Source organism: Hymenobacter guriensis (genome assembly GCF_015773195.1).
Classification (GTDB): domain Bacteria; phylum Bacteroidota; class Bacteroidia; order Cytophagales; family Hymenobacteraceae; genus Hymenobacter; species Hymenobacter guriensis.
In genome coordinates, this window is record NZ_JADWYK010000002.1 from 418,801 (window position 1) to 432,626 (window position 13,826).

At 55.6% G+C, this 13,826-nt stretch carries 12 protein-coding genes and 1 pseudogene; all 13 read right to left on the reverse strand.

Annotated elements, in window-relative coordinates; translation table 11 throughout:
- Positions 1–67: 67 nt before the first annotated feature.
- Positions 68–457: pseudogene (rplV, locus tag I5L79_RS05260) on the reverse strand (50S ribosomal protein L22); the annotation flags it as partial.
- A 1-nt stretch (position 458) separates the two neighbouring features.
- The gene (gene rpsS / locus I5L79_RS05265; protein ID WP_149069431.1) at positions 459–737 is read right to left on the reverse strand and encodes a 30S ribosomal protein S19; all 279 of its coding nucleotides are present in this window, start codon (positions 735–737) and stop codon (positions 459–461) included.
- A 3-nt stretch (positions 738–740) separates the two neighbouring features.
- Positions 741–1,568 carry a 50S ribosomal protein L2 gene (gene rplB, locus I5L79_RS05270; protein ID WP_196953967.1) on the reverse strand — a complete coding sequence of 276 codons (828 nt, stop codon included), beginning with the start codon at positions 1,566–1,568 and terminating at the stop codon, positions 741–743.
- A 42-nt stretch (positions 1,569–1,610) separates the two neighbouring features.
- Positions 1,611–1,898 (reverse strand): 50S ribosomal protein L23, encoded by a 288-nt coding sequence (gene rplW, locus I5L79_RS05275; RefSeq protein WP_149069433.1) that lies wholly within the window; start codon positions 1,896–1,898, stop codon positions 1,611–1,613.
- Entirely contained in the window at positions 1,898–2,536 is a 639-nt protein-coding gene (rplD, locus tag I5L79_RS05280; protein WP_196953968.1) for a 50S ribosomal protein L4, read from the reverse strand. Before rplD ends, rplW begins: the two co-directional genes overlap by 1 nt.
- A gap of 9 nt (positions 2,537–2,545) precedes the next feature.
- The gene (gene rplC / locus I5L79_RS05285; RefSeq protein WP_196953969.1) at positions 2,546–3,160 is read right to left on the reverse strand and encodes a 50S ribosomal protein L3; all 615 of its coding nucleotides are present in this window, start codon (positions 3,158–3,160) and stop codon (positions 2,546–2,548) included.
- Between the two features lie 266 nt (positions 3,161–3,426).
- A complete protein-coding gene (locus I5L79_RS05290) occupies positions 3,427–4,707 on the reverse strand; it encodes an O-antigen ligase family protein (protein WP_196953970.1) in 1,281 nt (426 codons plus the stop codon).
- 151 nt (positions 4,708–4,858) lie between these two features.
- Positions 4,859–5,164 carry a 30S ribosomal protein S10 gene (gene rpsJ / locus I5L79_RS05295; protein ID WP_044016018.1) on the reverse strand — a complete coding sequence of 102 codons (306 nt, stop codon included), beginning with the start codon at positions 5,162–5,164 and terminating at the stop codon, positions 4,859–4,861.
- Between the two features lie 21 nt (positions 5,165–5,185).
- Positions 5,186–7,330 carry an elongation factor G gene (gene fusA, locus I5L79_RS05300; protein ID WP_196953971.1) on the reverse strand — a complete coding sequence of 715 codons (2,145 nt, stop codon included), beginning with the start codon at positions 7,328–7,330 and terminating at the stop codon, positions 5,186–5,188.
- A 109-nt stretch (positions 7,331–7,439) separates the two neighbouring features.
- Positions 7,440–7,907 (reverse strand): 30S ribosomal protein S7, encoded by a 468-nt coding sequence (gene rpsG, locus I5L79_RS05305; RefSeq protein ID WP_149069438.1) that lies wholly within the window; start codon positions 7,905–7,907, stop codon positions 7,440–7,442.
- Positions 7,908–7,992: 85 nt separating this feature from the next.
- Positions 7,993–8,421, reverse strand: coding sequence for a 30S ribosomal protein S12 (gene rpsL, locus I5L79_RS05310; RefSeq protein ID WP_054410986.1), 429 nt, complete (start codon positions 8,419–8,421; stop codon positions 7,993–7,995).
- A gap of 215 nt (positions 8,422–8,636) precedes the next feature.
- Positions 8,637–8,972, reverse strand: a complete 336-nt coding sequence (locus tag I5L79_RS05315; protein ID WP_196953972.1) for a DUF3467 domain-containing protein — start codon at positions 8,970–8,972, stop codon at positions 8,637–8,639.
- A gap of 450 nt (positions 8,973–9,422) precedes the next feature.
- Positions 9,423–13,769: a DNA-directed RNA polymerase subunit beta' gene (gene rpoC, locus I5L79_RS05320; protein WP_196953973.1), complete on the reverse strand. Its 4,347-nt coding sequence runs from the start codon at positions 13,767–13,769 to the stop codon at positions 9,423–9,425.
- Between the last annotated feature and the right edge of the window lie 57 nt (positions 13,770–13,826).

Below are 13,826 nucleotides of genomic sequence, written 5' to 3' on the forward strand. Positions count from 1 at the left end.
TTTCAGTGGATTTCTTGGCCGAGCTGCGACGAGTCGTTTTCTTCGGAGCGGCGGCGTTATCGGCAGACTTGGTTTCGGCAGCCTGCTGGGCGGCAGCTTTGCTACCGAGCGGTTCTACTTTCGAATCCAGAATCAGCGTCACGTGGTTGCTGCGCTTGCGGATGCGGTGGCCACGGCCCTGGGGGGCGGGGCGCAGACGCTTCAGCTGACGGCCTTCATCCACGAAAATCTCTTTGATGTAGAGGTTCGCATCTTCGATACGCTCGTCTTCGTTCTTCTGCTGCCAGTTGGCCAGAGCCGACAACAACAGTTTCTCGACGCGGGCGGCACCGGAGTTTGCTTCGAATTTCAGCAAGCCCAGAGCACGGGTCACTTTCTGACCGCGTACCAGGTTGGCCACCAGGCGCATCTTGCGCGGCGAGGTGGGCACATTACGGAGTTTAGCTACTGCTTCCATCTTAGCGCTTGCCTTTATCTTTCTTGGCGATGTGACCACGGAAGTTACGGGTGGGGGCAAACTCACCGAGTTTGTGGCCAACCATGTTTTCCGTTACATACACCGGAATGAACTTATTGCCGTTGTGAACGGCGAAGGTGTGGCCTACGAAGTCTGGCGAAATCATCGAGCGGCGAGACCAAGTCTTCACCACCGACTTTTTGCCGGAGTCTTCCATTGCCGAAACTTTCTTCTCGAGCCGGAAGTCAATGTACGGCCCTTTTTTTAGCGAACGTGCCATTGCTTACTTCTTGCCTTTACGGTTAACGATGAGCTGCTCAGAGTACTTGTTCTTGTTGCGCGTCTTCTGCCCCTTAGCGAAGATGCCGTTACGGCTGCGGGGGTGACCACCCGACGAACGACCTTCACCACCACCCATTGGGTGATCTACAGGGTTCATAGCCACACCACGTACGCGCGGACGACGGCCCAACCAACGATTACGACCGGCTTTGCCGAGACGTACGTTCATGTGGTCGCCATTCGAAACGGTACCAACCGTAGCCATGCAGGTAACGAGTACCATGCGCATCTCGCCGGAAGGCAGCTTCAGGGTAGCGTAGCGGTCTTCGCGGGCTACCAGCTGAGCGTACGTACCAGCCGAGCGGGCCATTGCGGCGCCGTTGCCGGGGTGCAACTCAATGTTGTGAACGATAGTACCCAGGGGAATTTCGCGCAGCGGAAGGGCATTGCCTACTTCCGGGGCTACACCCGTACCCGATACCACCGTGGCTCCAACTTCGATGCCGGCGGGCGCTACGATGTAGCGCTTCTCGCCATCGGCGTAGTTGAGCAGGGCGATACGCGCCGTGCGGTTTGGATCGTATTCAATCGTCTTCACCGTGGCTGGAACACCAGCTTTGTCACGCTTGAAGTCAACTACACGATACTTTTGTTTGTGTCCACCACCGATGTAACGGTTGGACATTTTACCCGCTGCATTGCGGCCACCGGATTTTTTCAGGGGTGCCAACAGCGACTTCTCCGGCTCCGACGTCGTAATCTCGTCGAAGGCCGGGGCGATGCGGAAGCGCTGACCCGGTGATGTTGGTCTTAGTTTTTTGAGTGCCATTACGCTAGCTTAGAAATGCTCTTTTGCAGGAAGGCTGGGGCCTTAGATGCCGTTGTAGAAGTCGATAACGTCGCCTTCCTTCACGGTTACAATGGCTTTTTTGCCATGGGCTCGGCGGCCGGCTACGGCACCGGTCTTCGTGAACTTGGACTTGAGCTTACCGTTGGTGCGGATCGTGCTGATGCCCGTTACCGTCACGCCGTACAGCTGCTCGATGTCCTTTTTGATCTGAACCTTATTGGCCGTGCGCTCTACTTGGAAAACGTACTGCCCTTTTTCGTTCAGGCCCGTGGCCTTCTCGGTCACGATGGGTTTTTTCAGCGTGCTCATTATTCAGCGGAGGTGTAGAGTTGTTCCAGAGCCGTGAGACCAGCTTCCGACAGCAGCAGCGTATCGGTGTTCAGCAGATCGTGCGTATTCAGCGCTACGGGGGTAGCCACTTTCACTTTCTGCACGTTGCGGGCCGACAGCACGACGTTTTTGTCTACTTCGCCGGTTACCAGCAGGGTCTTTTTGCCGTTGTTCAGCTTCAGACCCGACAGAATGTTGAGGAAGTCTTTGGTTTTGGGGGCGCTCAGGCTGATGTTTTCCACCAGCGCGATTTTGCCGTCCTGTGCCAGCGACGACAGCGCCGAGAGGCGGGCCAGACGCTTGGTCTTTTTGTTGAGCTTGAAGCCGTAGTCGCGGGGCTCGGGGCCGAACACACGACCACCACCAATGAACACCGGTGATTTCATGCTGCCTGCGCGGGCGCCGCCTGTACCTTTCTGCTTTTTCAGCTTCTTGGTCGTGCCGCTTACTTCATTGCGCTCCTTCGACTTGTGCGTACCCTGGCGCTGGTTGGCTAGGTACTGCTTCACGTCGAGGTACATTACGTGCTCGTTGGGCTGGAGGCCGAAAATAGCGTCCGACAGCGTTACCTTACGGCCGGTGTCTTCACCCTTGATGTTTAATACTGACAGTTCCATCTCTCGGGGTTATTTTTCAAGTACCACGTAAGAGTTCCGGGAACCGGGAACCGAACCGCTTACTACGATCAGGTTTTTGTCGGCTACCACGCGCAGCACTTTCAGGTTCTGGATTTTCACCCGGTCGCCGCCCATACGGCCTGCCATGCGCATTCCTTTGAATACGCGCGAAGGCCAGGAGCAAGCACCGATAGAACCAGGGTGACGCAGACGGTTATGCTGACCGTGGGTCTGCCCGCCTACACCTGCGAAGTTGTAACGCTTCACAACGCCCTGGAAACCTTTACCTTTTGAGGTACCTACTACGTCAACGAATTCGCCTTCCTCGAAGAGGGTAGCATTGATTTCGCTGCCAGCAGTGTACACCTCGTCGGTGCGAAACTCAACGAGTTTGTGTTTGGGCGTAGTGCCCGCTTTAGCGAAGTGGCCAGCCAGGGGCTTGTTGGTGTTCTTGGCTTTTTTCTCGCCGTAGCCGAGTTGGATGGCTGCGTAGCCGTCCGTTTCGATGGTCTTAACCTGCGTCACTACGCACGGACCCGCTTCGATGAGCGTGCAGGGAATATTTTTCCCGTCCGGAGTGAAGAGGCTTGTCATACCGATTTTTTTACCGATGATGCCAGGCATTCGTTTGGGGTTTAGAAAATGACACAGCGAAAACGCCCGAACGGCGTTTTCGGAATGGGAGTGCAAAGCTAGGAAATTGTTGGCGCATTTTCCAACCCCTTTCTAAAATATTTTCAGGGAGTTACGGGTTGGTTTGCGGCCGGCGTAGTTATTCAGTCTCAGGTGCTTTATCCCAGTAGCTGCCGACGGTTCTGGGTTTGTATCTGCCGATTTTGGCTTTTCGGGTACCTGTCGAGCCCCGTCATAATACAATCCGGTGGCTCCGGCTACCGCGGGCGCCACTGCTGCTCGAGCACTAGGGGTTTTTCCTGCCCATTAAGCGCCAGCAGCAGGAAAAGCAGAGAAAATGTTAAGCCCACCTGCATTTCCAAGGTGTATTCAACGAGGAAGGAAAGCGTGACAATGATGTACTGCGCGAGTAGCAACGGCGCATAGTGCGGCCAGATCCGGATACCCGGAAAGTAGAAGCAGACCACAAACAGCAGTACCCCTATACCTCCGTACGCGACCAGGTAAAACAGAAACTGGTTATGCGGCAGAATATAGGCGTCCTCCTCAATTGCCGGAAACTGGCGCTGGTACTGGTGCGCTACCGCAGGCCGGATATTGGCCCGCCCTACTCCCAGGAGCGGATGGTCCTCGATAATCTCCAAGGCCACTTTATAGGAATACACCCGGCCCACGAGCGAGTAGTTGTTGGCCGAGGTGGTTTGCTCCACCCGGCCCATGTCTTCCTGTGTGTTCAGGAACTTGTTGCGGAACGTCGGAAACGCCACGTAGCTTAGAGTGGGGACAACCAGGATAGCCGCTGCAATAATAGCCGCCACCTGGTAGTTGCGCCGCCAAAACACCAGCCAGATAATAGCCACTCCAGCCAGGGCATATAGCGTGAGCAAGCCGCTACGTACTGCCAGCATATGCTGATACAGTACCAGAAACAGCATCGTCAACCACAGCACCCCGTGCCAGCGTACCGGCAGTACCCGACGACTTACCAGCACCACAGCAGCGGCTACCGCATACGTCACCATCAAACTAAACCGGATATGATCCGGCGCTGTGGGCATAATCTGTGACTGTAGGTATAATTGATTGATTTGGTTGAAGTGCAGCAGATAATAGCCTGTGCTGCCCAGTGCCGATACCAGCACCAACCCAATAAAAAGCAGATTCAGTCGCACCAGATACTTCCCCGGCAAACCCGGCAGCCAGAGAAACGCCAGCGGCAGCACCAGGAAGGGCAGCTGCAACACCACTCCTCGCCAGAACTCGGCACCGTAGCCGGCCTGCGTTTGCAGCCCGGATGCCAGATTCAGCGCGAATACGCCCATCAGACTATAGTACACCACCGGAAAACGACTGGCTGACAGCCGAGGCTGACTGGCGCGGTAGCACCCGGCTGCTACAAACAACCCGATGATGCCAATGCTGGGCAGTATGCGCAAAAACTCGAACGTGAACAGGCCAGCCATGATGACACCACAGCTCAGCGCGGCTAGCCGCTGCAGAAGAAGTGGGTCTTGTAGGAAAGCTGGCAGAAAACGCATAGATGTCGGTAAGAGCCGTACTCCTGGCCAGGCGTTGCATCAGGCCTGACAAGCAGAAAACGAACTGCTAAGTTGGCGGATAAAAAGAAAACACCCCGCAGATGTATCCATCTACGGGGTGTTTTCTTAGTTAATGGACGAAGTCAGGTCCTCAGACTTTGATTTCAACGTCAACGCCGCTGGGCAGTTCCAGCTTCATCAGTGCATCTACCGTCTTCGACGAGGTCGAGTAGATATCTACCAGACGCTTGTAGGTGCAGAGCTGGAATTGCTCCCGGCTCTTCTTGTTCACGTGGGGCGAACGGAGCACGGTGAACTTCTCTTTGATGGTCGGCAATGGAATCGGACCGCTTACGATAGCGCCCGTAGCCTTTACCGCCTTCACAATCTTCTCCGACGATTTGTCCACCAGGTTGTGGTCGTAGGATTTGAGTTTGATGCGAATTTTCTGGTTCATGTCTGTTGAATGAAAGCGGTATTAGCGAATGGCGTTACCCTTTTGCTTGGCGATGATGGCCTCAGCAAGGTTGGAAGGCACCTGGTCGTAGTGCGAGAAGGTCAGCGAAGCTGAAGCACGACCCGAAGAAATCGTGCGCAGGGTGGTTACGTAGCCGAAGAGCTCCGACAGCGGAACGTCAGCCTTGATAACGTTGGCACCACCTTTCGTGTCCATCCCTTTCATGATACCCCGACGACGGTTCAGGTCACCCGTTACCGAGCCGGTGTATTCGTCCGGCGAAACCACTTCTACCGCCATGATGGGCTCAAGCAGTTTCGGGCCGGCCAGCTTGCCGGCTTCCCGGAAACCACCGCGAGCTGCGAGTTCGAACGACAGAGCATCCGAGTCAACGTCGTGGTAGGAACCGTAGAACAGACGTACGCGCATGCCTTCGATGGGGAAGCCTGCCAGCGGACCGTTCTTCATGGCTTCTTCGAAACCTTTCTGAACCGGCGCAATGAATTCGCGGGGGATAACACCACCCGTGATGTCGTTTACGAACTCCAGACCGGGTTTCTCCGGATCCGTCAGTTTCGGACCGAGTTCGAACACGATGTCACCGAACTTACCACGACCACCCGTCTGCTTCTTGTAGGTTTCGCGGTGTTCTACCGACTTCGTCAGGATTTCCTTGTAGGCAACCTGAGGAGCACCCTGGTTGATTTCCACCTTGAACTCCCGACGCATCCGGTCGATGATGATTTCAAGGTGAAGCTCACCCATACCTTTCAACACGGTCTGGCCGGTTTCGGGGTCGGTTTGCACCACCAGCGTGGGGTCTTCTTCCACGAGTTTGGCAATAGCCATACCCATCTTATCTACGTCAGCCTGAGTCTTAGGCTCAATGGCGTAGCCGATTACGGGCTCAGGGAAGCTCATAGACTCCAGTACCACGCGCGACTTCTCATCGGTTAGCGTGTCGCCGGTTTTGATGTCTTTGAAACCCACGCCAGCAGCAATGTCACCAGCCTGGATTTTGTCGATGGGGTTCTGCTTGTTGGAGTGCATCTGCATCAGGCGCGAGATACGCTCCTTCTTGTTCGTGCGGTTGTTGTGCACGTACGAGCCAGCATCCAGCACCCCGCTGTAGCAGCGGAAGAAACACAGACGACCAACGAAGGGGTCGGTAGCAATTTTGAACGCCAAGGCCGTGAAAGGCTCCGAGTTGTCGGGGTGACGCTCGATTGACTCACCGGTATCGGGGTTGGTACCGATAATGGGAGGCATATCCAGCGGCGAAGGCAGGTAAGCCATTACGCCATCCAGCATCGACTGCACACCTTTGTTTTTGAAGGCCGAGCCGCACATTACGGGCGAGAACTTCATGTCGATAACCGCCTGGCGGATAACGACCATCATTTCCTCGCGGGTGATGGAGTCCGGATCGTCGAAGAATTTCTCCAGCAGCGCGTCGTCGTACTCGGCAACGCTTTCTACCAGCTTCTGACGCCATTCAGCAACAGTTTCCACCAGATCCTCGGGAACCGGGATTTCGTGGTACGATTTGCCCTGGGTAGCATCATCCCATACAATTGCCTTACCAGTCAGCAGGTCGACAACACCTTTGAAGGTGTCTTCGGCGCCAATCGGAATTTGCAGCGGCACGGGGTTAGCGCCCAATTTGTCTTTAATCTCAGCTACGGCCTTGAAGAAGTCGGCACCGGCGCGGTCCATCTTGTTGACGAAGCAGATGCGGGGCACCTTGTACTTATCAGCCTGACGCCATACGGTTTCCGACTGAGGCTCTACGCCCGATACAGCGCAGAACAAAGCAACAGCACCATCAAGTACGCGCAGCGAGCGTTCAACTTCTACCGTGAAGTCAACGTGGCCGGGGGTATCGATGAGGTTGATCTTGTACTGCTTGGTATCCGGGGTTGGGTCGCCGTTGGCGTCGGTTGGGTAGTTCCAGAAGGTAGTAGTAGCAGCCGAGGTGATGGTGATACCACGCTCTTGCTCCTGCTCCATCCAGTCCATCGTGGCAGCACCTTCGTGCACTTCCCCGATTTTGTGGGTTTTACCGGTGTAGTAGAGAATGCGCTCCGAGGTCGTGGTCTTACCGGCGTCGATGTGCGCCATAATCCCGATGTTCCGGAGGTATTGCAGGTCTTTATTAACAGCCATGATTTTTGTTGGGGTCTTAGGGTCTTAGGGTCTTAGGGTCTTGGTTATCGCTCTAAATCATTCTAGAACATAAACCAAGACCCCAAGACCCTAAGACCCCAACAACTGATTAGAAGCGGAAGTGCGAGAAGGCCTTGTTGGCTTCGGCCATCCGGTGCGTGTCGTCCTTTTTCTTCACGGCGGCACCTTCACCCTTGGCGGCGGCAATGATTTCGCCGGCCAGCTTGTCTTTCATGGTTTTCTCACCACGACGACGCGCGTATTGAATCAGCCACTTCGAGCCAACGGCGATACGACGGTCGGCGCGAACTTCAATCGGCACTTGGAAGGTAGCACCACCTACGCGGCGGCTCTTTACTTCTACGGTCGGCATCACGTTGTTCAGGGCTTTGCGCCACATTTCCAGGCCGCTTTCCTTCGTGCGCTGCTCAACCAGTTCGCAGGCATCGTAGAAAATTCCGTAGGCCAGGTTTTTCTTCCCGTCATACATCATATAGTTGACGAAACGGGTAACCAGCGTCTCCTTAAACTTGGGGTCGGGCAGGAGGATGCGCTTTTTCGGTTTTGACTTTCTCATGGGTTCAGATGGGAGTAGGCGGTAGCCGGGAGTGGGATAAGAACCATATGCTATCCAGCACGGGAGGCTACCACACTCGTATCAATTACTTTTTCTTGCCGGGTGCGGGTTTGCCGCCTTTGCCGGTAGCCACGGGCTGACCGGGCTTCGGACGCTTGGCGCCGTATTTCGAGCGACGCTGCAGACGGCCGTTTACGCCGGCGGTGTCCAGGGCGCCCCGGATGATGTGGTAGCGTACGCCGGGAAGATCTTTCACACGGCCGCCACGAATCAGCACGATGCTGTGCTCCTGCAGGTTGTGGCCTTCACCAGGGATGTAGGCATTCACTTCTTTGCCGTTGGTGAGGCGCACGCGGGCCACTTTGCGCATAGCCGAGTTCGGCTTCTTAGGCGTGGTGGTGTACACACGGGTGCAAACGCCACGGCGCTGCGGGCACGAGTCAAGAGCCGGCGACTTCGACTTGGTCGTCAGCTTCTCGCGGCCTTTTCGTACTAACTGGTTGATGGTAGGCATTTACGGAATGGTTTGTCTAGGGGGGTTCACTCCCAAAAAATTAGGCTTGCAAAGGTATCGACTTGCTTTTGAAATAGCAAACAGGTTGAAATAGTTAATTTTAGGAATTCGGCACGGCCCAGCCCCTGCCTGAAAATCGGCCGACGGCTGCACATAGGCGCCAACAAAAAAGGCTTCTGCAGGGTGCAGAAGCCTTTCCTGGGATAGGGGTTTGACTATGCCTCCCCCATCGTGCCGCCGAAGCCCATGGGGTAGCTCGGCGAATCGTTCTGCACTTTCACTGGTCCGAACGTCTGCTCGAACCGCTCAATGTTTTCCTGCAGGGCCGACAGCAGCCGCTTGGCGTGCTCCGGCGTGAGGATAACACGGGACTTCACCTTGGCTTTTGGCAGCCCTGGCATCAGCCGGATAAAGTCGATGACAAACTCGCTGCTGCTGTGCGCAATCATGGCCAGGTTGGCGTACTCGCCCTCGGCTATGGCTTCCGACAGCTCAATGTTGATGGCGTTCGGGTCCTGGGGTATGTTGGGGTCGGTTGGTTGCTGGGCCATTACGTATTGTGTAGTTCAGAAATGCTAAAAGCCTACTTCTATACGAAGCAAAATAGTAAAGGCTTGCCTTTACTTATACTTAGTCCACTTAATGAACCGCGAAAATGCTTTATATATACCGAATAGTAGTGGTGAAGCAAGTATAAGCATTTCTCCCCAGCCACTACTATCCCAAAATGTTGTTGAGGTGAGAGCTAAAACCCAAGCAAGTATTAATCCTGTAATGCGTAGAATTAGGTTTTTTTTAGTATCAGGAATAGAGCTGAAGCGCCCGCAATAGCAAACACAAATTTTATTATCGATCCTGCAAAATCAAGGAAAGACGTATCAAGCAGAAATATAGTGCTAATCATAAGTTCAGGAGCCATGTGCATTCAATTTATGAAAGCTAAAAAGAAAAAGCCGGCCGAATTGCTTCGGCCGGCCTTCCCTCTACTTACAACTTAACGCTTACACCGACTCGCGGCGGGCAGCGCGGGCAGGACGTTTGGCGGGAGCTACTACGTCGTCGGCTTTGGGCGCTTGCAGCGCTTCCAGCTCGTCCTTCGAGCCCACAATCTGACGCGTGTACTCGCGCAGACCGGTACCAGCCGGGATGAGGTGACCTACGATTACGTTCTCCTTCAGGCCCAGCAGTTCGTCGGCCTTGCCACGGATGGCGGCTTCCGACAGCACCTTGGTCGTTTCCTGGAAGGAAGCGGCCGAGATGAACGACTGCGTACCCAGCGAAGCCTGCGTGATACCCTGTAGCGTGGGGCGCGATACGGACGGTTGCGCGTCGCGTACCTGCACCAGCTTCAGGTCCCGGCGCTTGAGCGACGAGTTTTCGTCGCGCAGACGGCGGGCCGTCACGATCTGGCCGGGCTTCAGGTTGGTCGAGTCGCCGGCATCCGTTACCACCTTCATGTCAATGATGGTATCGTTTTCCTCCATGAAGATAATCTTGTCGATTACCTGGTGCTCCAGGAAGGTCGTGTCGCCGGCATCGAGGATAACCACTTTCTGCATCATCTGGCGAACGACTACCTCGATGTGCTTATCGTTGATTTTCACACCCTGCAAGCGGTATACTTCCTGAATCTCATTCACGAGATACTCCTGCACGGCGCCCGGGCCCTGAATGCTCAGGATATCGGACGGCGTGATGGCACCATCGGAAAGCGGCGAGCCAGCGCGGATGAAGTCGTTGTCCTGCACCAGAATGTGCTTGGACAGCGGCACCATGTATTTTTTCTTCACGCCGTCTTTCGACTCCACGAAGATTTCACGGTTACCACGCTTCACCGTACCGTAGGTTACTACACCGTCGATTTCGGCCACAACAGCCGGGTTTGAGGGGTTACGGGCTTCGAAGAGCTCCGTAACGCGGGGCAGACCACCGGTAATGTCGCGGGTTTTGCCCACGGCACGCGGAATCTTGGCCAGGATCTGACCAGCCTTGATTTTCTCACCATTCTCTACGTTCAAGTGCGAGCCAACCGGAATGCTGTAGGCCTTGTGGCCTTCCATGTCGCCTTTCTTGCCGGGACGAATGATGATGGCCGGGTTCTGGTCCTTGGCCTTCGATTCGATAATCACTTTCTCGCGGTGACCGGTCTGTTCATCCGATTCCTCGCGGTAGGTGATGCCTTCGGTGATGGCGTCGTACTGAACGGTACCATCGAACTCGGCCAGAATAACGGCGTTGTACGGGTCCCAGTTGTTCAGCTCCTGGCCTTTTTCTACCTCCTGACCTTCGTTCACCAGCAGGAAGGACCCGTAGGGAACGTGGTTGGAGATAAACACCTTGCCGGTGCCTTTCTCCACGATACGGATTTCGCCCGAACGACCCATTACCACTTTCACCAGCTCCCCATCAGGGTTAGCGGTTTCCACCGTACGGATGTCTTCGAACTCAACTACGCCCGCGAACTTGGCTTTCAGGCTGGCTTCAACGGCAATGTTGGAAGCCGTACCACCTACGTGGAAGGTACGCAGGGTCAGCTGGGTGCCGGGTTCACCGATAGACTGTGCAGCAATTACGCCGACAGCCTCCCCTTTCTGCACCATGCGGCCCGACGACAGGTTACGGCCGTAGCACTTGCCGCAGATACCGCGCTTCGATTCGCAGGTCAGTACCGAGCGGATTTCCACCGACTCAATGCTGGTTGCGTCGATACGACGGGTAACCTCTTCCGTGATTTCGTCACCGGCGGTGAGGATAACTTCGTCGGTCAGCGGGTCGATGATATCGTGCACCGCTACGCGGCCCAGGATACGCTCAGCCAGCGGCTCTACCACGTCCTCATTATCCTTCAGAGCGAAGGTCTCGATGCCGCGCAGGGTACCGCAGTCTACTTCGTTCACGATTACGTCCTGCGAAACGTCTACCAGACGACGCGTCAGGTAGCCGGCGTCGGCCGTCTTCAGCGCCGTGTCGGCCAGACCCTTACGGGCACCGTGGGTCGAAATGAAGTACTCGATTACGTCCAGGCCTTCTTTGAAGTTCGACAGAATCGGGTTTTCGATAATCTCCCCTACCGAACCCTGCAGCGACTTCTGCGGCTTGGCCATCAGACCCCGCATACCACCGAGCTGACGAATCTGCTCGCGCGATCCACGGGCACCGGAGTGCATCATCATGTAAATCGAGTTGAAGCCCTGGTTCTCCTTTTCGAGGCGACCCATGAGGGTTTCAGTGATTTGGTTGTTGATGCGCGTCCAGATGTCGATAACCTGGTTGTAACGCTCGTTGTCCGTAATCAGACCCATCTGGTAGTTCTGGGTTACGGCTTTCACGTCGGCTTGCGCCTGCGCTACGAGGATGTCTTTCTCGGCAGGGATGTTAATGTCGCCCAGACCCATCGACAGACCACCTTTGTAAGCCGACTGGAAGCCCAGCGTCTTGATGTCGTCGAGGAACTGCGCTGTGCGGGCCATGCCCGTACGCTTGAATACCATCGAAATGATCTGCTGCAGCTTTTTCTTGGTCAGCAGCTCATCCACGAAACCTACCTCCTTCGGAACCAGCTGGTTGAACAGCACGCGGCCGGCAACTGTCTCGATGATCTTCGTTACGAGGTTATCGTCCTCGTCGCGAATCTGCGTGCGCACCTTGATATAGGCGTGCTTCGAGAGCTGCTCTTCGTTGATGGCAATAACAACTTCCTCATCCGAGTAGAAAACACGGCCTTCGCCCTGGATCTTCTCTTCGTCGGTGCTGCGCTTGCCTTTTGTTACGTAGTACAAGCCCAGAACCATGTCCTGCGACGGTACCGCGATGGGCGCGCCGTTGGCAGGGTTCAGGATGTTGTGCGAGGCCAGCATGAGCATGGAGGCTTCCAGGATAGCGGCCGGTCCTAAGGGAACGTGCACAGCCATCTGGTCACCGTCAAAGTCAGCGTTGAAGGCCGTACAAACGAGGGGGTGGAGCTGAATAGCCTTGCCTTCAATGAGGCGCGGCTGGAACGCCTGGATACCCAAGCGGTGCAGCGTAGGAGCCCGGTTGAGGAGCACTGGGTGGCCTTTCAGCACATTTTCCAGAATGTCCCATACCACAGCGTCCTTGCGGTCGACAATCTTCTTAGCCGACTTCACCGTCTTCACAATGCCGCGCTCGATGAGCTTGCGGATGATGAACGGCTTGAACAGCTCGGCCGCCATGTTCTTGGGCAGACCGCACTCGTGCAGCTTCAGCTCAGGACCAACGACGATAACCGAACGACCCGAGTAGTCGACACGCTTACCGAGCAGGTTCTGACGGAAGCGGCCCTGCTTGCCTTTCAGCATGTCGGACAGCGACTTCAGGGCACGGTTGCCTTCGGCACGCACGGCATTTACTTTCCGCGAGTTGTCGAAGAGCGAGTCAACGGCTTCCTGCAGCATGCGCTTCTCGTTCCGCAGAATCACTTCAGGGGCCTTGATTTCAATCAGGCGCTTGAGGCGGTTGTTACGGATGATAACGCGACGGTACAGGTCGTTCAGGTCGGACGTGGCGAAACGGCCACCATCCAGCGGAACGAGGGGACGCAGCTCCGGGGGAATTACAGGCACCATGCGGATTACCATCCACTCGGGCTTGTTTTCCACGCGGGTAGCGGCGTCGCGGAAGGCTTCTACTACGCGCAGACGCTTCAACGCTTCAGCCTTACGCTGCTGCGACGTTTCGTGGGCAGCAGAGTCACGCAGCGAGTACGACAGCTCATCAAGGTTGATGCGCTCCAACAGGAGTTGCAGGGCATCGGCACCCATGCGGGCAATAAACTTGTTGGGGTCCTCGTTCGGCAGCATCTGGTTCTCCCGGGGGAGCTTGTCGATGATGTCGAGGTATTCGTCTTCGGTGAGGAAGTCGAGCTGCTGCACGCCTTCTTCGCCCAGTACGCCCGGCTGTACTACTACATACCGCTCGTAATAGATAATCTGATCAAGCTTCTTGGTGGGCAAGCCCAGCAGGTAGCCGATTTTGTTGGGCAGGGACTTGAAGTACCAGATGTGCGCAACAGGCACCACCAATTCGATGTGGCCCATCCGCTCCCGGCGTACTTTCTTCTCGGTCACCTCCACACCGCAACGGTCGCAGATGATGCCTTTGTAGCGAATCCGCTTGTACTTGCCGCAGTGGCATTCCCAGTCCTTCACGGGACCGAAAATCCGCTCGCAAAACAGGCCGCCCATCTCGGGCTTGTACGTCCGGTAGTTGATCGTCTCGGGCTTTACTACTTCACCATTCGACCGTTCCAGAATGGATTCGGGCGAGGCCAGCGAAATGGTAACTTTCGAGAAGTCCTGTACCAGTTTCTTGTTTTTTGCAAACGCCATGTAATAAGCTGTTAGCTGTTGGCTTGTGGCTGTTGATTGGTTCCGCCGGTCTTAAGA